18 protein-coding genes and 1 tRNA gene are annotated in these 23,280 nt (G+C 67.4%); 4 read left to right on the top strand and 15 right to left on the bottom strand.

Going from position 1 to position 23,280, the window contains the following annotated elements; translation table 11 throughout:
- Window positions 1-19: 19 nt before the first annotated feature.
- The 5 genes from gltB to ACOMG5_RS03495 all read right to left on the bottom strand — a co-directional run bounded on the left by gltB (window position 20) and on the right by ACOMG5_RS03495 (window position 8,679).
- Complete coding sequence (gltB, locus tag ACOMG5_RS03515) at window positions 20-4,558, bottom strand: glutamate synthase large subunit (protein ID WP_420342399.1); 4,539 nt, start codon at window positions 4,556-4,558, stop codon at window positions 20-22.
- A gap of 12 nt (window positions 4,559-4,570) precedes the next feature.
- A complete protein-coding gene (locus ACOMG5_RS03510) occupies window positions 4,571-5,287 on the bottom strand; it encodes a hypothetical protein (protein WP_420342398.1) in 717 nt (238 codons plus the stop codon).
- Window positions 5,288-5,295: 8 nt separating this feature from the next.
- Window positions 5,296-6,729: an NAD(P)-dependent oxidoreductase gene (locus ACOMG5_RS03505; protein WP_420342397.1), complete on the bottom strand. Its 1,434-nt coding sequence runs from the start codon at window positions 6,727-6,729 to the stop codon at window positions 5,296-5,298.
- Window positions 6,730-6,890: 161 nt separating this feature from the next.
- On the bottom strand, window positions 6,891-7,691 hold the full coding sequence (locus tag ACOMG5_RS03500; RefSeq protein WP_420342396.1) for an undecaprenyl-diphosphate phosphatase: 801 nt from the start codon (window positions 7,689-7,691) through the stop codon (window positions 6,891-6,893).
- Window position 7,692: 1 nt separating this feature from the next.
- Window positions 7,693-8,679: a complex I NDUFA9 subunit family protein gene (locus ACOMG5_RS03495; protein WP_420342395.1), complete on the bottom strand. Its 987-nt coding sequence runs from the start codon at window positions 8,677-8,679 to the stop codon at window positions 7,693-7,695.
- A gap of 181 nt (window positions 8,680-8,860) precedes the next feature.
- Between ACOMG5_RS03495 and ACOMG5_RS03490 the strand changes: the two genes are divergently transcribed.
- A tRNA-Leu gene (locus ACOMG5_RS03490) sits at window positions 8,861-8,945 on the top strand.
- Window positions 8,946-9,010: 65 nt separating this feature from the next.
- Here the strand turns inward: ACOMG5_RS03490 and ACOMG5_RS03485 are convergent.
- The 5 genes from ACOMG5_RS03485 to ade all read right to left on the bottom strand — a co-directional run bounded on the left by ACOMG5_RS03485 (window position 9,011) and on the right by ade (window position 14,415).
- Complete coding sequence (locus ACOMG5_RS03485; RefSeq protein WP_420342394.1) at window positions 9,011-9,535, bottom strand: methylated-DNA--[protein]-cysteine S-methyltransferase; 525 nt, start codon at window positions 9,533-9,535, stop codon at window positions 9,011-9,013.
- Entirely contained in the window at window positions 9,532-10,572 is a 1,041-nt protein-coding gene (gene ada / locus ACOMG5_RS03480; RefSeq protein ID WP_420342393.1) for a bifunctional DNA-binding transcriptional regulator/O6-methylguanine-DNA methyltransferase Ada, read from the bottom strand. The genes ACOMG5_RS03485 and ada overlap by 4 nt, the downstream gene beginning before the upstream one ends.
- Window positions 10,573-10,712: 140 nt before the next feature.
- Window positions 10,713-11,000, bottom strand: a complete 288-nt coding sequence (locus ACOMG5_RS03475) for an HU family DNA-binding protein (protein ID WP_420342422.1) — start codon at window positions 10,998-11,000, stop codon at window positions 10,713-10,715.
- Between the two features lie 140 nt (window positions 11,001-11,140).
- The gene (locus ACOMG5_RS03470) at window positions 11,141-12,616 is read right to left on the bottom strand and encodes an AMP nucleosidase (RefSeq protein WP_420342392.1); all 1,476 of its coding nucleotides are present in this window, start codon (window positions 12,614-12,616) and stop codon (window positions 11,141-11,143) included.
- Complete coding sequence (gene ade / locus ACOMG5_RS03465) at window positions 12,613-14,415, bottom strand: adenine deaminase (RefSeq protein ID WP_420342391.1); 1,803 nt, start codon at window positions 14,413-14,415, stop codon at window positions 12,613-12,615. Before ade ends, ACOMG5_RS03470 begins: the two co-directional genes overlap by 4 nt.
- 75 nt (window positions 14,416-14,490) lie before the next feature.
- On the opposite strand from ade, the gene ACOMG5_RS03460 reads away from it, so the two are divergent.
- Both ACOMG5_RS03460 and ACOMG5_RS03455 read left to right on the top strand, forming a co-directional pair.
- On the top strand, window positions 14,491-14,775 hold the full coding sequence (locus ACOMG5_RS03460; RefSeq protein WP_420342390.1) for a SelT/SelW/SelH family protein: 285 nt from the start codon (window positions 14,491-14,493) through the stop codon (window positions 14,773-14,775).
- Window positions 14,772-15,620 carry an SDR family oxidoreductase gene (locus tag ACOMG5_RS03455; protein ID WP_420342389.1) on the top strand — a complete coding sequence of 283 codons (849 nt, stop codon included), beginning with the start codon at window positions 14,772-14,774 and terminating at the stop codon, window positions 15,618-15,620. Before ACOMG5_RS03460 ends, ACOMG5_RS03455 begins: the two co-directional genes overlap by 4 nt.
- Here the strand turns inward: ACOMG5_RS03455 and ACOMG5_RS03450 are convergent.
- A complete protein-coding gene (locus ACOMG5_RS03450; RefSeq protein ID WP_420342388.1) occupies window positions 15,557-16,810 on the bottom strand; it encodes an MFS transporter in 1,254 nt (417 codons plus the stop codon). The genes ACOMG5_RS03455 and ACOMG5_RS03450 overlap by 64 nt on opposite strands.
- Window positions 16,811-16,956: 146 nt before the next feature.
- Here ACOMG5_RS03450 and ACOMG5_RS03445 point away from each other — a divergent pair, with 146 nt between their 5' ends.
- The gene (locus ACOMG5_RS03445; protein WP_420342387.1) at window positions 16,957-18,015 is read left to right on the top strand and encodes a dipeptidase; all 1,059 of its coding nucleotides are present in this window, start codon (window positions 16,957-16,959) and stop codon (window positions 18,013-18,015) included.
- 15 nt (window positions 18,016-18,030) lie between these two features.
- Here ACOMG5_RS03445 and ACOMG5_RS03440 read toward each other — a convergent pair whose 3' ends face one another.
- Genes ACOMG5_RS03440 through leuS form a run of 4 tightly spaced genes read right to left on the bottom strand, consistent with a single transcriptional unit; the run spans window position 18,031 to window position 23,252 of the window.
- Window positions 18,031-19,212: a TIGR03862 family flavoprotein gene (locus ACOMG5_RS03440; protein ID WP_420342386.1), complete on the bottom strand. Its 1,182-nt coding sequence runs from the start codon at window positions 19,210-19,212 to the stop codon at window positions 18,031-18,033.
- The gene (gene holA / locus ACOMG5_RS03435) at window positions 19,209-20,234 is read right to left on the bottom strand and encodes a DNA polymerase III subunit delta (RefSeq protein WP_420342385.1); all 1,026 of its coding nucleotides are present in this window, start codon (window positions 20,232-20,234) and stop codon (window positions 19,209-19,211) included. Before holA ends, ACOMG5_RS03440 begins: the two co-directional genes overlap by 4 nt.
- Window positions 20,231-20,701: an LPS assembly lipoprotein LptE gene (gene lptE / locus ACOMG5_RS03430; RefSeq protein ID WP_420342384.1), complete on the bottom strand. Its 471-nt coding sequence runs from the start codon at window positions 20,699-20,701 to the stop codon at window positions 20,231-20,233. Before lptE ends, holA begins: the two co-directional genes overlap by 4 nt.
- A gap of 10 nt (window positions 20,702-20,711) precedes the next feature.
- A complete protein-coding gene (gene leuS / locus ACOMG5_RS03425; protein ID WP_420342383.1) occupies window positions 20,712-23,252 on the bottom strand; it encodes a leucine--tRNA ligase in 2,541 nt (846 codons plus the stop codon).
- Window positions 23,253-23,280 lie beyond the last annotated feature (28 nt).

Below are 23,280 nucleotides of genomic sequence, written 5' to 3'. Positions count from 1 at the left end.
TGCGGCTCCGCCGGATGGGTCATTCCGCCGGCATCGCCTGCGGCTCGTCCGAGAGCGGATAGGGCAGGTGCTGCAGCATTTCCTTCGGGCAGACCTGCAGGAAGTTCGCCCGCTCGGTCTCCCAGTTCTGCAAGATGTCCTGCGCGCGCCGCGAGCCGGTTTCGGCCGCGTGGCGTTCGATCAGGCCCTTCAGCTGCGCCTCCCAATGCGGGTGGCCGATCCCTGCGGTGACGATGCTTTCGAGGTTCATGTAGTCCTCGGCCACGCCGTCCGGGTCGTAGAGATAGGCCATGCCGCCGGTCATGCCCGCGCCGAAGTTCGCGCCGATCCGCCCGAGGATCACCGCAATGCCGCCGGTCATGTATTCGCAGCCGTTGGTGCCGCAGCCCTCGATCACCACTTTGGCGCCCGAGTTGCGCACGCCGAAGCGCTCGCCCGCGCGGCCCGCCGCGAACAGGTAGCCATCGGTCGCACCATAGAGCACCGTATTGCCGATGATCGTGTTGTCGGAGGCCACCAGCGGCGAGGACATCGCCGGGCGCACCACGATCGTCCCGCCCGAGAGGCCCTTGCCGACATAGTCGTTGGCGTCGCCCGAGACCTCGATCTTCAGCCCCGGAGCCGCGAAGGCGCCCAGAGATTGCCCCGCAGAGCCGGTGAGCTTCACCGTCAGATGGTCAGGCTGCAGCGCGTTGCGCATCCCGAAGTTCTTGACGATATGGCTCGAGGCGCGCGTGCCGATGGTGCGCGAGGTGTTGCGCACGGCATAGGAGAGCTGCATCTTCTCGCCGTCCTCGAAGAAGCGGGCGCCGTCCTTGACGATCTCCGCATCCAGCGTGTCGGGCACGAAGTTGCGCGGCTTCGAGCGGTCGTAGACGATCTTGTCCCAGCCATCGACGGTGATCAGCAGCGGGTTCAGGTCGAGGTCATCCAGATGCGCGGAGCCACGGCTGACCTGCGTGAGCAGGTCCGCCCGGCCGATGATCTCGTCCATCGAGCGTGCGCCGATGGAGGCGAGGATCTCGCGCACTTCCTGGGCGTAGAAGGTGATCAGGTTCACCACCTTGTCCGCCGAACCGGTGAACTTCGCCCGCAGGACCGGGTCCTGCACGCACACGCCCACCGGGCAGGTGTTGGACTGGCACTGGCGCACCATGATGCAGCCCATCGCGATCAGCGCGGCGGTACCGATGCCGTATTCCTCGGCGCCCATCATCGCGGCCATGACGATGTCGCGCCCGGTGCGCAGCCCGCCATCCGTGCGCAGCGTGACCCGCTCGCGCAGCTTGTTCATCGCCAGAACCTGATGCGCTTCGGTCAGCCCCATTTCCCAGGGCAGGCCCGCATATTTGATCGAGGTCGCAGGCGATGCCCCGGTGCCGCCGTTGTGGCCCGAGATCAGGATGATATCGGCCTTGGCCTTCGCCACCCCGGCCGCAATGGTGCCCACGCCCGAGGACGACACCAGCTTCACCGTCACCTTGGCGCGCGGGTTGATCTGCTTCAGGTCATAGATCAGCTGCGCGAGGTCTTCGATCGAGTAGATGTCGTGGTGCGGCGGCGGGCTGATCAGGGTCACGCCCTTGGTCGAATGGCGCAGTCGCGCGATCAGCTCGGTCACCTTCATGCCGGGCAGCTGGCCGCCTTCGCCGGGCTTCGCGCCCTGAGCGACCTTGATCTCCAGCTCCTCGCAGTGGTTCAGGTATTCGGCGGTGACGCCGAAGCGGCCCGAAGCCACCTGCTTGATCTTCGCCGAGGGGTTGTCGCCGTTGGGCTCGGGCACGAAATGCGCCGGATCCTCGCCGCCCTCGCCGCTGTCGGACTTGGCGCCGATGCGGTTCATCGCGACGTTCAGCGTCTTGTGCGCCTCCGGGCTCAGCGCGCCCAGAGACATCCCCGGCGTGACGAAGCGCTTGCGGATCGAGGTGATCGATTCCACCTCCTCGATCGGCACCGGCTTGCCCAGCGGTTTGATGTCCAGCAGGTCACGGATGTGGATCGGCGGATTGGCCCGCATCAGCGTGGAATACTGCTTCCACAGGTCATAGCTCGCCCGGTCGCAGGCCGCCTGCAGCAGGTGCATGGTCTGCGCTTCCCAGGCGTGCTTCTCGCCGGTGCGCCGCGCCTTGTAGAAGCCGCCGATCGGGAGCACGTCCTGCCCGCCCTTCCAGCCCTTGGCATGCACTTCCTCCAGCTTGTGCTGGATGCCGTGCACGCCGATGCCGGAGATGCGCGAATGCATGCCGGGGAAATATTCGGCGACCATGGCGCGGCTCAGGCCCACCGCTTCGAAGTTCAGCCCGCCGCGATAGGAGGAGATGATGGAGATCCCCATCTTCGCCATGATCTTCAGCAGGCCCGCGTCGATCGCGTCGCGGTAGCGGCGCATGTTGTCCACCAGCGAGCCCGGCAGCAGGCCGCGCTCGATCCGGTCGGCGATGGAATCCTGCGCCAGATAGGGGTTCACCGTGGTCGCGCCCGAGCCGATCAGCACCGCGAAGTAATGCGCGTCGATGCATTCGGCCGCGCGCACGTTGATCGAGGTGAAGGTGCGCAGGCCCTTGCGCGTCAGCCACGAATGCACCGCGCTGGTCGCGAGGATCATCGGCATCGCCACCTTCTCGGGCGATTGCATCTCATCGGTCAGCACGATGTGCCCCGCGCCCGAGCGCACGGCATCCTCGGCCTCGGCGCGGATCCGCTCCAGCCCGCGGTGCAGCGCCTCCTGATCCTCCCCGGCGGGGAAGGTGCAGTCGATCACCGTCACCGAATCGCCGAAGACCTTCAGCATCTGCTCGTATTCCGCCGTGGCGATGAACGGGCTTTCCAGTATCAGAATCTCGGTCTGGCTGCTGTCTTCGTCGAGCACGTTCTTCAGGTTGCCGAACCGCGTCTTGAGCGACATCACCCGGCTTTCGCGCAGGGAGTCGATCGGCGGGTTGGTCACCTGGCTGAAGTTCTGCCGAAAGAAGTGGCTCAGCGGGCGGTACTGCTTCGAGAGCACCGCGGGCGGCGTGTCGTCGCCCATCGAGGCCACCGCCTCCTTGCCGTCCTCCGCCATCGGCGCGAGGATCTGCTCCAGCTCCTCGACCGAATAGCCCGCCGCAATCTGCCGCTTGCGCAGATCGCCGCCGTGGAACAGCGCCTTCTCCGGCATGTCGCGCATGATGGCGTTCAGGTCGATCACCTTCTCGACCCATTCACCGAAGGGCTGGCTGTTGGCCAAGCGGTCCTTGATCTCCTTGTCGTGGTAGAGCTTGCCGTCCTTCATATCGACGGCAATCATCTGCCCCGGCCCGAGCGCGCCCTTTTCGCGCACGTTCATCTCGTCCACCGGGACCATGCCCGCCTCCGACCCCGCGATCAGCAGCCCGTCGCCGGTGACCACATAGCGCATCGGGCGCAGGCCGTTGCGATCGAGCCCGCCGCAGACCCAGCGGCCATCCGTCATCGCCAGGGCGGCCGGGCCATCCCAGGGCTCCATCACCGAATTGCAGTAGGCATACATGTCCTGCCACTTCTTCGGCATGTCGGTCGTGGCCTTGGACCAGGCCTCGGGCACCAGCATCGTCTTGGTCATCGGGGCGCTGCGGCCCGAGCGCACCATCACCTCGAACACCGCATCGAGCGCGCCCGTATCCGACGAGCCCGAGGGGATGATCGGCTTGATGTCCTCGGCCATGTCGCCGAAGGCGCTCGAGGCCATGCGGATCTCGTGCGATTTCATCCAGTTGGTGTTGCCGCGCAGGGTGTTGATCTCGCCGTTGTGGGCAAGCATGCGGAACGGCTGCGCCAGCCACCATTGCGGGAAGGTGTTGGTGGAATAGCGCTGGTGATAGATCGCGAAGGCCGATTCAAAGCGCTCGTCCTTCAGGTCCGGATAGAATTCCGAGACGTGCTCGGCCAGCATCATCCCCTTGTAGATGATGCTGCGGCAGCTCAGCGAGCACATGTACAGCCCCGAGATCTGCGCCGCGATCGCGGCCTTCTCGATCCGGCGGCGGATGATGTAGAGCTCGCGCTCGAACTGCTCGTCGGTGATGTCCTTCTCGCAGCGGATCAGGATCTGCTCGATTTCGGGCCGCGTGGCATTGGCCTTCTCGCCCAGCACATCGGTGTTCACCGGGACGTGGCGCCAGCCATAGATATAGTGGCCCATCCGCAGCACTTCGGTTTCCACGATCGTGCGGCAGCGCTCCTGGGCGCCGAAATCGGTGCGCGGCAGGAACACCTGGCCCACGGCGATCAGCTTCGCCATATCGGGCTCGTGGCCGGTGCGGCGCACCTGGTCGTAGAAGAAGGGCACCGGGATCTGCACATGGATGCCCGCGCCGTCGCCGGTCTTGCCATCGGCATCGACCGCGCCGCGGTGCCAGATCGCGCGCAGCGCCTCGATCCCGGCGGCCACGACCTTGCGGCTGGACTTGCCGTTCAGCGCCACCACCAGGCCCACGCCGCAGGAGGCGTGCTCATCTTCTTCGCGGAACAGCGAATTCTCGGCCATCCACTTGCGCTTGGCTTCCTCTGCGGCGACCCAGGCCTCGTCGTACTTCGTCATGTCAGTGCCTCCTCAGAGAGTGGGTTGCATCGGGATGGGCGACATGTTGGTCATCATCATGTCGCAATCATATTCGGGTTTCGTGGCGCCGAAGCCCTTGTCGCCCGGGAAGGCGAAGGTCACCGGCGCCTCGAAGCTGGAGGCGCTGTCGCCCTGCGCATTGGCAAAGGTCTCGCGGTCCGAGAAGAACAGCCGCATGTCCCGGTTGATGAACTGGCTGCCCTTGCGGGTGGCGATCAGCTTGCCCTCGGCGTCGAGGATGCGCAGCTCGAACTCCGTCTGCTCAAGCGGCACGTTGTCGATGGTCTGGACCCGGCCGGTGAGCTTGTCGTAGCCGATGTAGCGCCGCGATTCCCCGGTATTGGACAGGGTGACGAAGTCGTAGTCGTCGCGCCCGGTCGAGAGCAGGGCCGAGAACGAGGCCTGATCGGCGGAGCTGGCGGTATCGAGCATGTCGACGGCGCCGTCCTCAAGGTCGAAACTCTCGATCCAGCGCGTCTCGCTGTCGATCCGGCTCAGGAAATACTCGGCCTTGCCATCCGCATAGGAGACCCAGCGGTCGCCCACCGGATCCGCCGCGCAGCGGAAATGGTTCGCCACCTGGCAGGAATGGATCTGCACCGTCATATCCAGCGTGCAGCCCTTCGGCGGCTGATACACCGCCCCCGCACCCGCCGGCGCGGCGATCCATCCCGTCAGAAGCGCAACCAGTGCCCTTTGAACACCCATCGCCATCCTCACTCGGCCGCGACGCGCCCCGCGCCGTCGAGATATTTCACGATCTCCGCCCCGGCTTCGCGGCCGTCGCGGATTGCCCAGACCACCAGCGAGGCGCCGCGCACGATATCGCCCACGGCATAGACGGCGGGCAGCGAGGTCGCATGGGTGCCGAAGCCGGCCTTTACCGTGCCCCAGCGGGTGGTTTCGAGCGCGCTCGTGCCCCACATTTCGGGCAGGTTCTCGGGCTCGAAGCCGAGCGCCTTGATCACCAGATCGGCCTCTTCCTCGTAGATCCCGCCTTCGATCGGCTCGGGCGACTGACGCCCGGAGGCATCGGGCGCGCCGAGGCGCATCTTCTGGATCGACACCTTCGCGACGGGGTTGCCGCTGAAGCCCTTGGGCGCCGCCAGCCAGACGAATTCCACGCCCTCTTCCTCGGCGTTCTGCACCTCGCGCTGCGAGCCGGGCATGTTCGCCCGGTCGCGGCGATAGAGGCATTTCACCGAGGTCGCGCCCTGGCGGATCGCCGTGCGCACACAGTCCATCGCCGTGTCGCCGCCGCCGATCACCAGCACGCGCTTGCCATCGGCGTTCAGGGTGCCGTCCTCGAATTCCGGCACGTCATCGCCGAAGCTCTTCTTGTTCGACGCGGTGAGATAGTCGATCGAGCGCACGATCCCGGCCGCATCCGCGCCCGGATCGGTGAGCTCGCGGGTCTTGTAGACGCCGGTCGCAATCAGAACCGCATCATGCTTGCCGCGGATCGCATCGAAGGACAGGTCGCGGCCCACATCGCAGTTCAGCACGAATTCGACGCCGCCATCCTCGAGCTGCTTCACGCGGCTCATGACGATGTCCTTCTCCAGCTTGAAGCCGGGGATGCCATAGGTCAGCAGCCCGCCCGCGCGGTCCGACCGCTCATACACGGTGACCTGCACGCCCGCGCGGCGCAGCGCATCGGCCGCCGCCAGCCCGCCCGGGCCCGCCCCGATGATCCCCACGCTCTCGCTGCGCTCATGGGCGGGCTGAACCGGTTTCACCCAGCCCTTTTCCCAGGCGGTATCGGTGATGTATTTCTCGATCGCGCCGATCGTCACCGTGCCATGGCCGGATTGTTCGATCACGCAATTGCCTTCGCACAGGCGGTCCTGCGGGCAGATGCGGCCGCAGATCTCCGGGAAGGTGTTGGTAGCCTGACTGATGGCATAGGCCTCCTCGAGCCGCCCTTCGGCGGTCAGGCGCAGCCAGTCCGGGATGTTGTTGTGCAGCGGGCAGTGCGAATGGCAGTAGGGCACGCCGCATTGGCTGCACCGGCTGGCCTGTTCGGCGGCCTTGGCATCGGCATATTCGCGATAGATTTCCGCGAAATCGTGGGAGCGCGCCGACGCGTCGCGCTTCTCGGGGGTTTCCCGCGACGTGTGGACGAATTTGAGCATGCGTTGCTGAGCCATGGCTGCGCCTCCCAGGGTGTCTTTGTGGGTGCGTCTGGCCTACACCGCTTTACAGCGGATTAAAAGTCAGCAGTACTTACCTAAATGGCGGAATTTTCGGGGCGCGCGTCGGAATTTACATCTCGCGCCCCGAAAATAGGGCAGCTTGTATTACCTATCCCTCAGAAGCCTGCCAGCAGCGCGATCAAGGCCACCGTTCCCACGATGATTCGCCACCAGCCAAACAGGCCGTAGCCGTGGCGGCTGACGAAGCCGAGGAGCCCCTTCACCACGAAGATCGCCGCGATGAAGGCTGCGACGAAGCCGACCGCGATCAGGTTCAGGTCATCCGCGCTCAGTGCATCACGGTTCTTGTAGAGGTCATAGGCGAAAGCGCCCGCCATCGTCGGCATCGACAGGAAGAAGCTGAATTCGGCGGCGGCGCGCTTCGAGACGCCCAAAAGCATGGCGCCGACGATGGTCGAGCCCGAGCGCGACACGCCGGGGATCATCGCGAGGCACTGGCAGAAGCCGATCTTGACCGCGGTCGCGATCGGCAGGCGCATCGCGTCGTCGTGGCGCACGGTGAGCTTCAGCCGGTCCACCCAGAGCAGAATGACGCCCCCGAGGATCAGCATGATTGCGATCAGCAGCGGGGTCTCGAACAGGACCCGTTTGATGAAGCCATGCGCCATCACCCCGATCACGACGGCGGGCAGGAAGGCGAGGAAGATCGACAGGATGAACCGGCGCGAGGCGGGATTGCGCGGCGCGGTGGCAAAGACCGTGACCAGCCGCGACGCATAGACCCCGAGGATCGCGAGGATCGCCCCGAGCTGGATCACCACTTCGAAGGCCTTGCCGGTGGAGTGGAAGCCAAGAAAATGACCGGCCAGGAGGATGTGGCCGGTCGACGAAACGGGGATGAATTCGGTGAGGCCTTCGAGAAGCCCCAGAATTCCCGCGATGATGGTATCGTTCATGTCAGAGCGTCTTGCGCAGGTTCTTGGCGGAGGCCTTGATCGCGTCGTATTGGCCGCTCTTGCGGAAGCGCCACAGGTAATCGGGCAGGACCGCGCCCATCGCCACCGGGGCGATGCCGAGATCGGCGAAGCCCTTCGCGCCCGGCGAGACGACGTTGTCGGTCTTCAGGCTGCGCAGCTGGTCGAGCGTGACGAGCCCGTTGCGCACCAGCCCGAGCGAGGCGCCCTGCACCACATCGCCGATCGTGGCGATGATGCCCGACACAAAGCCCGGCAGGCCGATCACCAGGCGGCGGCGGCCGATGATGGCAAGCGTGCGATCGACGATCTGGCGCATGCTTTCCACATCGGGGCCGCCGAGCTCATAAGTGCCCGGAGCGGCGCCTTCCACGGCCTTCACCGCGGCCAGCGCGACGTCATCGACATAGACCGGCTGCAGCTTCGTTCCCGAGGAGATCACTGCCATCACCGGGCCGAGCCGCGACAGCGAGGCGAGCTTGTTGAAGAAATTGTCTTCGGTGCCGAACATGGCCGAGGGGCGCAGGATCACCGCGGCGGGGAAGGCTGCGCGCACGGCGGCCTCGCCCTCGGCCTTGGTGCGGCCATACTGGCTGGCGCCATTCGCATCGGCCCCAAGCGCGGAGATATGCACCAGCCGCGAGACGCCGGTCTCGGCCGCGACTTTCGCGATGGTGCGGGCGGCGGCGACATGGATCGAATCGAAGGTGTTCTTGCCGGCGTGGCTCAGGATGCCCACGCAGTTCACCACGGCATCGGCGCCCCGCATGGCCGCCCGCACGCTGGCTTCGTCGCGCACGTTGCACAGGATCGGTTCGACCTGGCCAACGGCGCCATAGGGTTTCGTGAACAACGCCTCGTTCGGACGGCGGCAGGCGATGCGGATGCGCCAGCCCTCCTTGGCCAGACGGCGCGCGATGTAACGGCCGAGGAACCCGGAGCCGCCATAGATCGTGACAAGTTTGGACATCGGTTTCGGCCCTTCGGTCGCCAAAAATCGCTTCCTGATTACCGCCAACCCCCTGTTGGAACAAGGGGGCAGGGACAATTCGGCGGCGAGCGTTTCAGAAATGCGAAGCGAATGTGCAGAAAATGTTTCGAGGCCTGTTGACACTCCCGAGTCGCCTCGGTAAACCCCGCCTCACGAAGACGCCCAGATGGCGGAATTGGTAGACGCGCACGGTTCAGGTCCGTGTGCCGCAAGGCGTGGAGGTTCGAGTCCTCTTCTGGGCACCATTCCAAAAAGCCCCGTAAGCTGAACAGCTTGCGGGGCTTTTGAGTTTTTCGGGCCCGGTTTCGGATCACGCGAACAGCTCTGCCTGTGGGCTCTGGCGGGCCTCATGGCGCAGTAGCCAGCGCTTCCGGGGCAGGCCTCCGGCATAGCCCGTCAGCTTGCCACCGGCGCCGATCACCCGGTGGCAGGGCACCACGATTTCGAACGGATTTGCGCCATTCGCGAGGCCGACAGCGCGGGCCGCACCCGGGTGCCCCAGCCGTGCCGCGAGCTGGCCATAGGTCTCGGTGGCACCGGCGGGAATCTCGCGCAGCGCGGCCCAGACGGCGTTCTGAAAGGCCGAGCCGGAAAATACCACCGGCACCGATGCGAGCGCCGCGCCATCGCCCGCGAAATAGGCCGCCATCGCGGCGGCCAGCGCGGGCGGCGCAGCACCGGGCAGGAGCCGCACGGCGCCAAGCCGCCGCGCCAGAAGGCGGTGCAGCCGCGGCTCCAGATCGGCATATTCGCTGGCATGCAGCCGCCCCTGCGCATCGCTTACCACCAGAAACCCGCCGAGCGGCGTCTCCAGCCGGGCCAGCGTGAGGATCATGCCCCGGCCTCGCGCGCGAGCAGTGCGGCCTTGCGCGCCACGCCCCAGCGGTAGCCCGAGAGCGCGCCATCGCTGCGCACCACGCGGTGGCAGGGGATCGCCACCGCCACCGGGTTCGCGCCACAGGCCTGGGCCACGGCGCGCATGGCCCGCGGCATGCCGATGGCGCGGGCAATCTCGGCGTAGCTCGCCGTCTGGCCGGGCGGGATCTGGCGCAGCGCCTGCCAGACGCGCTGCTGGAAGGCCGTTCCGCGCAGATCGAGCGGCAGGTCGAGCCCGATCCCGGGCGCCTCCACCAGCCCCACGACCTGCGCCACCAGCGTCTCGAAGCCCGCATCGCCGCCAATCAACCGCGCCTGCGGGAAGCGGTCTTCCAAGTCGTGCAGCAGCGCCTCGGGCGCGTCGCCCAAGGTGATCGCGCAGATGCCGCGCGTGCTCTGAGCCACCAGAATCGCGCCCAGGCTGCACTGGCCGATGGCGAAGCGGATTTCGGTGTCGCGGCCACCGGCGCGATAGGCGCGCGGCGTCATGCCAAGGGCCGCATCCGCGCCTTCATAGAACCGGCTCGCGGTATTGAACCCGGCATCATAGATCGCCTCGGTCACGCTTGCGGCCGCCGCCAGCCCGCCGCGCAGCCGCTCCGCCCGGCAGGCAGCGGCATAGGCGCGCGGCGTGAGCCCGGTGAGCGCCTTGAACCGGCGGTGGAAATGCGAGGGGCTGAGCCCCGCGGCCGCGGCCAGTGTATCGAGGGCGGGAATATCCTCCGCCGCCTCCATCGCCCGGCAGGCGGCCGCGATCGCCGCGGCATGGGCGGGCGGCTGCCCGGGGCGGCAGCGCTGGCAGGGGCGAAAGCCCGCCGCTTCCGCCTCTGCCGGCGTATCGTAGAAGCGGACGTTTTCCGGCCGTGCCGCGCGCGCGGCGCAGGAGGGGCGGCAATAGACCCCGGTCGTGCGCACCGCATAGACGAAGCGGCCGTCGGCGGCCGGGTCGCGGGCGCGCAGCTGCGCCCAGCGGGGATCCTGTTCGGTGAGCATCATCGGCACCTCCTGGCCCGAAGATAGGGCAGGCGGCGCCCCGGTTCATCCCGCTCCTTGCCCTGCAATCCCGCGGAACGCGAAAAATGCAAAGGCCGCCGCGCTTGCGCGCCGGCGGCCCGAAAGGTCGAAGCCCCGCAGGATCAGACGTTGACGCTGTCCTTCAGCGCCTTCGCCACGGTCACCTTGACCTGCTTGTCGGCCGGCTTGGTCATGGTTTCGCCGGTGGCCGGGTTGCGGACCTGGCGCTCCGGACGGGCCTTGCACGAGACCTTGCCGATGCCCGGCAGGGTGACGGCGCCGCCCAGGGCGACTTCCTTGGTCACGACTTCGGCGATGGCGTCGAGCGCGGCGTTCGCGGTCTTCTTGTCCGAGCCCATGGTCTCGGCGAGAGCCGCCACGAGTTGGGTCTTCGTCATCGGTTTCGACATCTCAAATCCTCTCATCCGCCCCGGTGGCCCGGGGTCATTGTCCGCCAGTGCGGTTTTCAGACTGCCTTCTAACACACGCTTTTTTTCAGCAAGGCAAGAGGCCTCGTGAACAATTGCCGCGGGATGGCGGGTTTTCGGCGCTACAGGAACGCAGTCTCCTCAAAGCTGCGCAATTTGCGGCTGTGGATCCGTTCGAGAGGCATGTCGCGCAGCTTCTCCATGGCGCGAATCCCGATCAGCAGATGGTTCGCGACCTGGGTGCGGTAGAACTCCGTGGCCATGCCGGGCAGCTTCAGCTCGCCATGCAGCGGCTTGTCGGAGACGCACAGCAGCGTGCCGTAGGGCACCCGGAAGCGGAAGCCGTTGGCCGCGATCGTGGCGCTCTCCATATCCAGCGCCACCGCCCGCGACAGGCTGAGCCGGTGCACCGGGCCGGACTGGTCGCGCAACTCCCAGTTGCGGTTCGCGATGGTGGCGACGGTGCCGGTGCGCATGATCCGCTTCAGCTCGTAGCCATCGAGCTGCGTGACCTCGGCCACCGCCTCCTGCAGCGCGATCTGGATCTCCGCCAGCGCCGGGATCGGCACCCAGACCGGCAGGTCGTCATCGAGCACATGGTCCTCGCGCAGATAGGCATGGGCCAGCACGAAATCGCCCAGAGACTGCGAATTGCGCAGCCCCGCGCAATGCCCGACCATCATCCAGGCATGCGGGCGCAGCACGGCGATATGGTCGGTCGCGGTCTTGGCATTGGAGGGGCCGACGCCGATGTTCACCAGCGTGATCCCGTTCCCGTCCGGCCGCTTCAGGTGATAGGTCGGCATCTGCGGCAGCTTCGCCAGTGGCGGGATCGGGGCGTCGGGGGCGCTGATCTCCACATTGCCGGGCGCGACGAAGCTCGTATAGCCCGAAGCCGGGTCAGCCAGCATCGCGCGGCCCACCTTCTCGAACTCGTCCACATAGAACTGGTAGTTCGTGAACAGCACATGGTTCTGGAAATGCTCCGCCCGGGTGGCGGTATAATGCTGCAGACGGGCCAGCGAATAATCCACCCGCTGCGCGGTGAAGGGCGCCAGATGCCCGGAGCCATCCGGGTTCGGCCCCGCGGTGCCGTTCACGATATCGTCGTTCATCGTCGACAGATCGGGCACGTCGAACACGTCGCGCAGGCTGAAATCCAGCACGCCCTCCTGCGGCACCGTCACTTCCGGATGCGCGGCCACGGCGAAATGCACCGGGATCGGGGTGGTGGAGGGGCCGATGGTCACCGGGATCTGGTGGTTCTTCATCAGAAGGCCGATCTGCTGCACGAGGTAATTTTGGAACAGGTCGGGGCGGGTGATCGTGGCCACATAGGTGCCGGGCACGGCGACATGGCCGAAGCTCAGGCGGCTGTCGGCCTTGATATGCGAGGGCACGGTGATGCGCACCTTGGGGTAATAGGCGCGGTAGCGCGCACTGGCGCGGCCCTCGGCCAGCACCGCGTTGAACTGCGCCAGCAGATAGCCCGTCGCCTCCTCATAGAGCTGTTCCAGCCGGGCGACGGCGGCTTCGGCATCGGTGAACAGCTCCGGCCCCTCTGTGGCCGGGCTGTGGGTCGAAAGCGGTTCGTTCATTCAAAGAGTTCCGTGAGTTCGAAGCGCGTCACATCCACCAGCCCGAGGTCGGAGATCCGGATCTCCGGGATCACGACCAGGGCCAGAAGCGAATGCTGCATGTAAGCATTGTTGAGCGTGCATCCACAATCCGCCATCGCGCGCACCATTGCCGCTGCGCGATCGGCTACGTCGGCCGCTGGGTCGTCCGACATCAGCCCGGCGATGGGCAGCGGCACGCAGGCGATCTCGGCGCCGTCCTTCCACACGGTGATGCCGCCCCCGAGCGCGCCCAGCCGGTTTGCGGCGGCGGCCATCATCTCGCGGTCGGTGCCGACGACGATCATGTGGTGGCTGTCATGCGCGACCGTCGAGCCGATCGCCATCCGGCCGCTATAGCCGAAGCCGGAGACGAAGCCGTTCACCACGCCGCCGGTGCCCCGATGCCGCTCCACCAGCGCGATCTGCGCGAGGTCGCGGCCGGTATCTGCGGGTACGAGCCCGTCGGCCACATCCATCTCCGCGGTCAGCGCCTTCGTCGGTGCCTGGTTCTCGATCACGCCGATCACCCGGGCGGTGACGGTATTGGCACCCTCGGGCGCGCGGATCGCGAAATCATCGGGGGTGAGGGCGCGGCCCAGGGTCACCGTGCGCCGGGCGGCATCGGGCCAGGCGTAATGCGGGCAGTCCACCAGCAGCGCGCCATCCTTCGCCACCGTGCGCCCGCGCGCGATCACATGCTCCACCGGCAGGGTGTTCAGATCCGAGGTCAGAATCAGATCCGCCCGCCGCCCCGGCGCGATGGAGCCGAGCTCCCGCTCCAGCCCGAAATGCGTCGCGGTGTTCACCGTGCACATCTGCAGCGCCACCAGCGGATCGCAGCCGCAGGCCACCGCATGGCGGTAGACGCGGTTCATGTGGCCCTCGTGCACCAGCGTGCCGGAGTGGCAATCGTCGGTGCACAGGATGAAATTGCGCGGATCGAGGCCCTTTTGCGTGATCGCGGTGATCTGGGTCTCCACGTCGTACCAGGCCGAGCCGAGCCGCAGCATCGCGCGCATGCCCTGGCGGACGCGGGCGATGGCATCGGCCTCGCAGGTGCCCTCGTGGTCGTCGGCGGGGCCGCCCGCGGCATAGGCGCGGAACGGCGCGCCGAGGTCGGGGCTGGCGTAATGGCCGCCCACCGTCTTGCCCGCGCGCTGCGTGGCGGCGATTTCCGCCAGCATCTGCGGATCGCCCTGGATCACGCCGGGGAAATTCATCATCTCGCCCAGGCCGATGATGCCGGGCCAGGTCATCGCCTCGGCCACGTCCTCGGCGCTGATCGCATAGCCCGTGGTCTCCAGCCCCGGCGCCGAGGGCGCACAGGAGGGCATCTGGGTATAGATATTGACGGGCTGCATCAGCGCCTCGTCATGCATCATCCGCACGCCGGGCAGGCCCAGCACATTGGCGATCTCATGCGGGTCGGTGAACATGGTGGTGGTGCCATGCGGGATCACGGCGGCGGCGAATTCCGCGGGCGTGAGCATGCCCGATTCCACATGCATGTGGCCGTCGCACAGGCCCGGGATCATGTAGCGGCCATTGGCCTCGATCACTTCCGTTCCGGGGCCGATCGCGGCAGAGAGATCGGGCGCGATGGCCGCGAAGCGGCCCTCGGCCACGGCAATGTCGTGGCCCTCCAGAATTTCGCGGCTGTGGACATTGACCCAGCGGCCGCCGCGGATCACGAGATCGGCCGGCGCGCGCCCCGCGGCGACGGCGATCAGGCGCGCCGCGGCCTCGGGCCATGATTTCAACGTGTTGCTCTTTTCCATGGCTCAGGGTGCCACCGCCCGCGCGGCCTTGCAAGTGACGTTGTGATGAAGCCCGGGGGGCGTTATCGTGGCGCCATGGAAAACGCCGCCAAACCCCGCATCACGATCAGCTATTGCACCGGATGCAACTGGCTCCTGCGCGCCGGATGGATGGCGCAGGAGCTGCTGCAGACCTTCACCGAGGATCTGGGGGAGGTCGCGCTGATCCCGGGCCATGGCGGCATCTACGAGATCCGGCTGGGCGAGGCGCTGCTGTGGGAGCGCAAGCGCGACGGCGGCTTCCCGGAGCCGAAGGAGATCAAGAAACGCATCCGCGACCTGATCGAACCGGGCCGCGACCTTGGGCATATCGACCGATGATCCTGCTCTCGGTCGGCCATGGCTATTCGGCGCAGGCGCTGGCGCGGGTGCTTTTGCCGCAGGGCTGGCGCATCATCGCCACGACCCGCTCGGCCTCGAAGGCCGCCGCACTTGCCGAAACCGGGGTGGAGCCGCTCCTTTGGCCGGGCGCGGATCTGCCCGTGGAGCAGGCGACGCATCTGCTCTCCTCGGTCGCGCCCGATGCGGAGGGGGATCCGCTGCTGCGGGCTTTGGGGCCGAGGATCGCCGCGCGGCCGTGGGGCTGGATCGGCTATCTCTCCACCGTGGGGGTCTATGGCGATACCGGCGGCGCCTGGGTCGATGAGGACACCCCGCCCGATCCGGGGACCCGGCGCGGCGCGGAGCGCGCGGCGGCGGAGCAGGAATGGCTGCGGCTTGGTGCGCAGGTGTTCCGGCTCGCGGGCATCTATGGCCCCGGGCGGGGGCCATTCGAGAAGGTGCTCTCGGGGCAGGCGCGGCGGATCATCAAGCCCGGGCAGGTGTTCTCGCGCATCCATGTGGAGGATATTGCGCAGGTGCTGGCCGCCTCGATCGCGCGGCCGGATCCGGGCCGGATCTATAATGTGTGCGACGATGAACCGGCGCCGCCCGAGGACGTGCTGGCCCATGCGGCGGCCCTGCTCGGCCTGCCGCCGCCGCCCGAAGTGGCCTTTGAGGAGGCCGAGATGAGCCCGATGGCGCGCAGCTTCTATGCCGCGAACCGCCGCGTGCGCAACGACCGGATCAAGCAGGAGCTGGACGTGCGGCTGCGCTACCCGGATTACCGGGCAGGGCTCGCCGCGCTCAGCCCCGACCCGGCGGGGCGCTCGCGCACCGGCAGGTGAATGATCGCCGAGAAGGCGCCGACAGCCACGCCCACCCACCACACGGCGGTATAATTGCCGTAAAGGTCATAGAGCCGCCCGCCGAGCCAGACGCCGAGGAAGGCGCCGATCTGATGGCTGAGGAACACGAAGCCATAAAGCGTGCCCATGTAGCGCAGCCCATAGATATAGGCCACGAGGCCCGAGGTGAGCGGCACCGTCGCGAGCCAGAGCGCGCCCATCACCAGCGAGAAGATCAGCACGCTCGCAGGCGTCATCGGCAGCAGGATGAAGGCCGCCGCGGCGATGGTACGCAGCACATAGATGCCAGCGAGCAGGTATTTCTTCGTCCAGCGCTTGCCGGCCCAGCCCGACAGGATAGAGCCCGCGATATTGGCGAGCCCGATCACCGAAATCGCCGCCGCGCCCAGAGCCGATTGGGTGCGGATGCCAAGCTCCGCGAGCATGCCCGAAGGGTCGATCGCGCCGCACATCTCCGTCACCATGGCCGGGAAATGCGCGGTGATGAAGCCCAGCTGATAGCCGCAGGAGAAGAAGCCGAGGAAGATGAAGGTATAGGAAGGGTCGCGGAAGGCGCGGGCCAGCACGGTGCCCATGCTCTCGGCCAGCTCGGCGCGGCTCACATGGCCGGTGCCGCGCAGGAGCGGCAGTGCCAGCAGGCTCGCCAGGATGACACCCGCGAAGATCACGAACACGCCCTGCCACGGGAACTGCCCGAGCAGAAGCTCCGCCACGGGGGCGCCGAAGACCTGGCCGGCCGATCCGGCCGCGGTGGCGATGCCGAGCGCGAGCGAGCGGTTTTCATCCGAAGCCGCGCGCCCGATCACCGCCAGCACCACGCCAAAGCCGGTGCCCGCGATGCCGAAGCCCACCAGAACCTCCAGCAGGTCGTGCTGCCAAGGCTGCACCGCCAGCGCCGAAAGGACCAGCCCCGCCGCATAGAGCAGGGCGCCGAGGATGATGGCGCGGCGGTCGCCGAAGCGCTCCGCAAGGGCGCCGAAAATCGGCTGGCCGATCCCCCAGGCCAGGTTCTGGATCGCGATCGCGAGGCTGAATTCCGCGCGCGGCCAGCCGAATTCCTGCGCGATCGGGATTTGGAACACCCCGAAAGAGGCGCGGATCGCGAAGTTCAGCAGCAAGATGATGCAGCCACCGATCAGGATCGGGGTGAACAGGCGGGTGGTGGACATGGGGTCTCCTTCGGCGCAGGCGATCAATTCGCCACAGCGCGGGGGCCTGCGTCAATCACGGCTTTGTGCCGGGCACAATCCCGTGACTTGCACCCGCCGGGCCGAAGTGGTCCTGTCGGCCCCGGGCAACGCGCGAGAGGCATCCGATGAGCACGCCGGTTCCCGTCTTCGACGGACACAACGATTTTCTTCTGCGCCTTCTGAAGGCGCCCGAGCGGCGCGAGCAGCTCTGGCTTCAGGGCACGCAGGAAGGCCAGATGGACCTGCCGCGGATGCGCGCGGGCGGCTTTGCGGGCGGGTTCTTTGCGATCTGGGTGCCCTCGCCGGGCCCGGCGAATCTCGCGGATCTCGAGGTGATGATGCGCAATCCGCCCTTCGCCATGCCGCTGCCCGAGCCGGTGCCGCAGGCCGAGGCGCTGCAGGTGGCGATGGCCGAAGCCGGGCATCTGTTCTGGATGGAGCGCACCGGGGCGCTGAGCATCTGCCGCTCCGTCGCCGATATTCGGGCCGCGATGGCCGCGGGGCGTATCGCCGCGATCCTGCATATGGAGGGCGCGGAGGCGATTGGGCCGGATCTGGACGCGCTGCATCTGTGGCATGCGATGGGGCTGCGCTCGCTCGGGCCGCTTTGGTCGCGCCCGACGGCCTTCGGCCATGGCGTGCCCTTCGCCTTCCCCTCCGCCCCCGATACCGGCGAGGGCCTCACGCCCGCGGGCAAGGATCTGATCCGGGAGTGCAACCGGCTGAAGATCATGGTCGATCTGAGCCATCTGAACGAGAAGGGCTTCGACGATGTCGCGGCGCTTTCGGACGCGCCGCTGGTGGCGACCCATTCCAACGCCCATGCGGTGACGCCCTCGTCGCGCAACCTGACCGACCGGCAGCTGGACCTGATCCGCGAGCGCGACGGCATGGTCGGGCTGAACTATGCGGTGGGCTTCCTGCGGCCCGATGGAATCGGCGCGGCCTTCCAAGGCTGGGATCCGGTGCTGCGCCACCTCGACCATCTGATCGGACGCCTGGGCGAAGACCGCGTCGGGCTCGGCTCGGATTTCGACGGCGCCGAAATGCCGGCGGATCTGGGCGATGTGGCGGGGCTGCCGCGGCTGATCGATGCGCTGCGCGCGCATGGCTTCGGCGACGAGCTGGTGCAGAAGATCGCCTGGAAGAACTGGCTCGCGGTGCTGGAGCGCAGCTGGGGCTGAAGCGGGGCTGAGCGCTCAGCCCAGCCGCCGCGCCGCCGCCCGCCCGGCGTGGCGGCCGGTGGCAAGGCATCCGGTGAGCAGGTAGCCGCCCGTGGGCGCTTCCCAGTCCAGCATCTCCCCGGCGACGAAGGTGCCGGGGAGGGCTGTCAGCTCCAGATCCTCCGTCACAGCGGCGGCCGTGATGCCCCCTGCCGAAGAGATCGCCTCCGCCAGCGGCCGCGGCCCGCCATGGGGCACGCTCAGCGCCTTCAGCCGCCGCGCGAGCGCGAGCGAATCCGTCGGCAGCGGGCGCCCGAGTTCGTTCAGCAGCGCGACCTTCGCCGCATCGAGGCGCAACGCCTTGCGCAGCCGGTTGCCCAGACTGTCGCGCGGGGAGGTGCGCGAGAGCCTGCGCGCGATCTCGTCCACCCGCAGGTCGGGGGCGAGGTCGAGCGTCAGCGGGCTGCCATCGCGCACATCGGCGGCAATGGCATAGACGCCGCCCCCCTCGATGCCCGAGCCCGAGATCACGAATTCCCCGCGCGAGGCGGCCTCCGGCGTGAGCAGCGCCGCGCCCTTCACCGGGGCGCCGAAATGCTCGGCCATATGGCTCGACCAGCTCATGCGGAAGCCCATGTTGGCGGGCTGGAAGGGCGTGATTTCGACCCCTTTCGCGCGCAGCCAGGGCACCCAGGCCGCATTTGAGCCGAGGCGCGGCCAGCTCGCCCCGCCAAGCGCCAGCACGGTCACATCGGGGCGGCCCTCGGAGCGGCCATTCGGGGTCTCGAACACCAGCGACTCGCCCGAGTAGCCGATCCAGCGCCAACTGGTGCGCAGCTCCACCCCCAGCTCCGCGAGCCGCCGCAGCCAGGCGCGCAGCATCGGCGAGGCCTTCATGCCGACCGGAAACACGCGGCCAGTGGAGCCGGTGAACAGTTCCACGCCCAAGCCGCGGGCGAAGGCCATCACCTCCGCCGGGCCGAATTCGGAGACGATCCCGGCGATGCGTTCGCCGCGATAGGCGGCAAGGAAGGCGGCCGGGTCCTCGTCGCGGGTCAGATTCAGGCCGGATTTTCCCGCCATCAGGAATTTGCGCGCGGCCGTCGGCTTCGCTTCGGCGATCACGACCCGGTGCCCGGCGCGGGCCAATTCTTCGGCCGCCATCAGCCCGGCGGGGCCTGCCCCGATCACCATTGCCAGCGTGTCGCGATCCGTCATCCGTGCCTTGCCATCATTGCGAGGCGCATCAGCGCCCGTTCCATCACCGCCATCTGCGGCGCTTTCGAGGCCGAGCGCAGCGTGAGGTCGGTCTCCACCAGCACCTTCAGCGCATCTTCCAGCCGGAACATGCCCCATTTCGCGGCCTGCGCCTGCATCCGGTCGCGCCGCGGGCCAAAAACCGGCGGGCGCAGCCGCGCCATGCCCGCCCCCGCCCCACCCGGATCCGACGCCGCCACATGCAGCGACCGGAAATGCCGCAGCGCCGAGATCGCCAGCGCCACCGGCTGCACGCCCTGGCCCTCGATCCTGCGCATCATCGGACCCAGCTCCTGCGCCTTGCCCTCGGCCACGATATTGAGCACATCGTCCAGATCGGCCTCGATCGTGACGGGCGCATTCGCCGCCACCTCGGCCGAGCGCAACGGCGTGCCATCGCCCCATTTGTAGAGCGCGATCTTCTCCACCGTCTGGCGGAAATCGCCCGGATCCAGGCTGCGCGCCAGCGCGAGCAGGTCGGTCATCGCCGCCGGGTCGATTGCGCGCAGCCCGGCGCGCTGCAGGATCTCCTCGATCTCCTCGCGGCTGGGCGGGTCATCATAGATGCCGATCGCATAGGCGTTGGGATGCGCCTCGAACAGCTTGCGCAGCGCGGATTTCGCGGTCAGCGATCCGGCCGTGACCACGACCTGCGCATCGCCCGGGCGCCAGTCCTTCAGCGCGGCGGTCACGGCGGGGGCGGCGGTATCCGTCGCCTCCTCCACGAAGGCCACGCGCGGCCCCGGGAAAAAGCCCACGGCCTTCACCGCATCGCCGAGCTGCGCCGGATCCTTGCGCAGATCGGATCCTGGCATCCGGGTCAGGCGCATCTCCGCCTCGCCCTCGGGCCCGATCAGCGCCGCGATCACCTCCTGGCGCCGGAGCGCCACCCGCATCGCATCGGCGCCGAAGATCAGCAGGCCGGCGCGGTCCGGATCTGGCCGCGCGAAATAGCGGCTGGCGGCGACGCCTGCGAGCTTCATTGCGGCAGGGAACCCGCTTGGGCGGTCAGTTTGGTCACGATCTGATCGGCGAGGATGACCATGAGCCGGCGATGCGCATCCTCCTCGGCGGCATTGGAGGCCACGACCGTGCCCGAGGCCGACCACGAGGTGAAGGAGGCAGCCCGCCCCGTCAGCAGCACCGCATCCGTTGCGATATCATGGAGCGTATAATCCACGTTGCCCGAGAGCGAGTAGCGGGTGGTGGCGTTCTCGGGCGTGATCGCCTGGCCGATGGCCCGCGTCGTCACCTTGTAGGAGAGCCGGTAGCGTGCGCTTTCGACCGGGCCGAAGCGCTCGCTCAGCCGCCGCGTCAGCGCGAAATCGTCCCGCGTTTTCGGGTCGTCGGTCTGCACCCCGCCCAGCAGCTTCGCCGCCCCGCCCGAAGGCGCATAGGCCGGGGTGAAGCCGCATCCCGCCAGCGCGGCCAGCGCGACGAGACGCAGCAAGGTTCTCCGGTCAGATGACCACATTGACGATACGCCCCGGCACGACGATGAGTTTTTTCGGCTGGCCTCCCGCCAGCACCTTGACCACAGTCTCATCCGCCAGCACCAGCTTTTCAACCTCTGTGGCAGGCATATCTTTCGGAACCGTTACCTCGGACCGCTTCTTGCCGTTGATCTGGATGGGCAGGATCACCGAATCCTCGGCCAGCAGCGCCGGATCCGCCTTCGGCCAGGGCGCGCGCACGACGAAGCCTTCGCCGCCCAGCAGCCGCCAGACATCCTCGGCCAGGTGCGGCACCATTGGCCCCATCAGCTGCGCCATCAGCTTCATCGCCTCGCGCCGCGCGGCATTCGAGGCCTGCGTGCGCGCGAGCGTATTGGCCAGGCCATAGATCGCCGCCACCGCCTTGTTGAAGGCGAAGCTGTCGATCGAGCGGGTGACATCGTCCACCGCCTTGTGCGCGGCCTTCAGCAGCGCCAGATCCTGGCCCGCATCGCCCTCAGCGCCTTCGGCGATCTCCGAGGCGATCCGCCAGACCCGGGCGAGGAACTTCGCCGTGGCTTCGGCCCCGGCCGCGGTCCATTCGATATCGCGCTCGGGCGGGCTGTCCGACATCACGAAGAACCGCGCCGTATCGGCCCCGAACGAGGCGATGATATTCATCGGATCGACGACGTTCTTCTTCGATTTCGACATCTTGGCCGAGGGGATCACTTCCACTGCGGTGCCATCGGCCAGCTTGCCGTCGGTCACGTCCTCGGGCAGGTGATAGACCGGGCGGCCATTCGCATCCCGGGTCATGTAGATCTCATGCGTGACCATGCCCTGGGTGAAGAGCGCATTGAACGGCTCGATCGCCTTCGCGGGCAGGTGGCCGGTCTTGTGCATCGCGCGGGCGAAGAAGCGCGAATAGAGCAGGTGCAGGATCGCATGCTCGATGCCGCCGATATACTGATCGACGTTCATCCAGTAATCGGTTTCCCCGGCGACGGTGGGCGTGGCCGCATGCGGGCTGGTGAAGCGCGCATAATACCACGACGAATCGACGAAGGTATCCATCGTATCGGTTTCACGCAGCGCCGCCGCCCCGCAGCAGGGGCAGGTGGTGTTGCGCCAGCTCGGGTGGCGGTCGAGCGGGTTGCCGGGCTTGTCGAAGGTCACGTCATCGGGCAGGCGCACCGGCAGGTTCGCCTTCTTCTCCGGCACCACGCCGCAGGCCGCGCAATGCACCACCGGGATCGGGCAGCCCCAGTAGCGCTGGCGGCTCAGGCCCCAGTCGCGCAGGCGGTAATTCGTCACGCCACGGCCGATGCCATTGGCTTCACAAAACGCGATGGCGGCGGCGATGGCTTCCTCGCCGGTCTGCTCCTCGGCGCCGGCGAAGCCGCGAATGTAGCAGACCTTCTCGGATTTCAGCGGCACGAACTCCGCGCCCGGCGCGGCATCGCCCGCGAGCGGCACGAAGACGCGATTGATTGGCAGTTCGTATTTGGTGGCGAATTCATGGTCGCGCGCGTCATGCGCCGGGCAGCCGAAAATGGCGCCGGTGCCGTAATCCATCAGGATGAAATTCGCGACATAGACCGGCAGCTCCCAGGCCTCGTCCAGCGGGTGGCGCACGCGGATGCCGGTGTCGCGGCCGAGCTTCTCGGCGGTCTCGATCGCCTCCTCGGTGGTGCCGCCCTTGCGGCATTCGGCGATGAAGGCCGCCATGTCCGGGTCCTGCGCCTCGAGCGCCCTGGCGATCGGGTGATCGGGCGAAATGCCCACGAAGCTCGCCCCCATCAGCGTGTCGGGGCGGGTGGTGTAGCATTCGATCCGGTCGAAGCCTTCGGGCGCATTCACCGTGCCGAAGGCGAATTGCAGCCCGCGCGACTGGCCGATCCAGTTCGCCTGCATCAGCCGCACCTTCTCCGGCCAGTCCTTCAGCCCGTCGAGCGCCTCCAGCAGCTCACCGGCGAAATCCGAAATCCGGAAGAACCACTGCGTCAGCTCCTTGCGCTCCACCAGCGCGCCGGAGCGCCAGCCGCGCCCGTCGATCACCTGTTCGTTCGCCAGAACCGTCATGTCGACCGGGTCCCAGTTCACCACCGCATTCTTGCGATAGACGAGGCCCGCCTCCAGCATGTCGAGGAACATCGCCTGCTGCTGGCCGTAATATTCGGGGTCGCAGGTGGCGAATTCGCGGCTCCAGTCGATGCTGAGACCCAGCGGCTTCATCTGCCCGCGCATGTCGGCGATATTGCCGTAGGTCCAGTCCTTCGGATGGCCGCCGCGCTCCATCGCTGCGTTTTCCGCAGGCATCCCGAACGCGTCCCAGCCCATCGGATGCAGCACCGAATAGCCGCAACTCATCTTGTAGCGCGCGACCACATCGCCCATCGTATAGTTGCGCACATGGCCCATGTGGATGCGCCCCGACGGATAGGGGAACATTTCCAGCACATAATATTTCGGCTTCGAGGGATCGTGCTTCGCGGTGAAGACACCGGCCTGGTCCCAGGCGGCTTGCCACGTCTGTTCGGTCTGTGCGGGTTGGTACGGCGTCATGGCGTCCCTCTGGCGGAATTCTGCGAGG

The sequence above is a fragment of the Paenirhodobacter sp. genome, assembly GCF_041916475.1.
GTDB lineage: Bacteria > Pseudomonadota > Alphaproteobacteria > Rhodobacterales > Rhodobacteraceae > Rhodobacter.
Note: the sequence above shows the minus strand (reverse complement) of the source record. Positions and strands in the feature narration are given on the sequence as shown.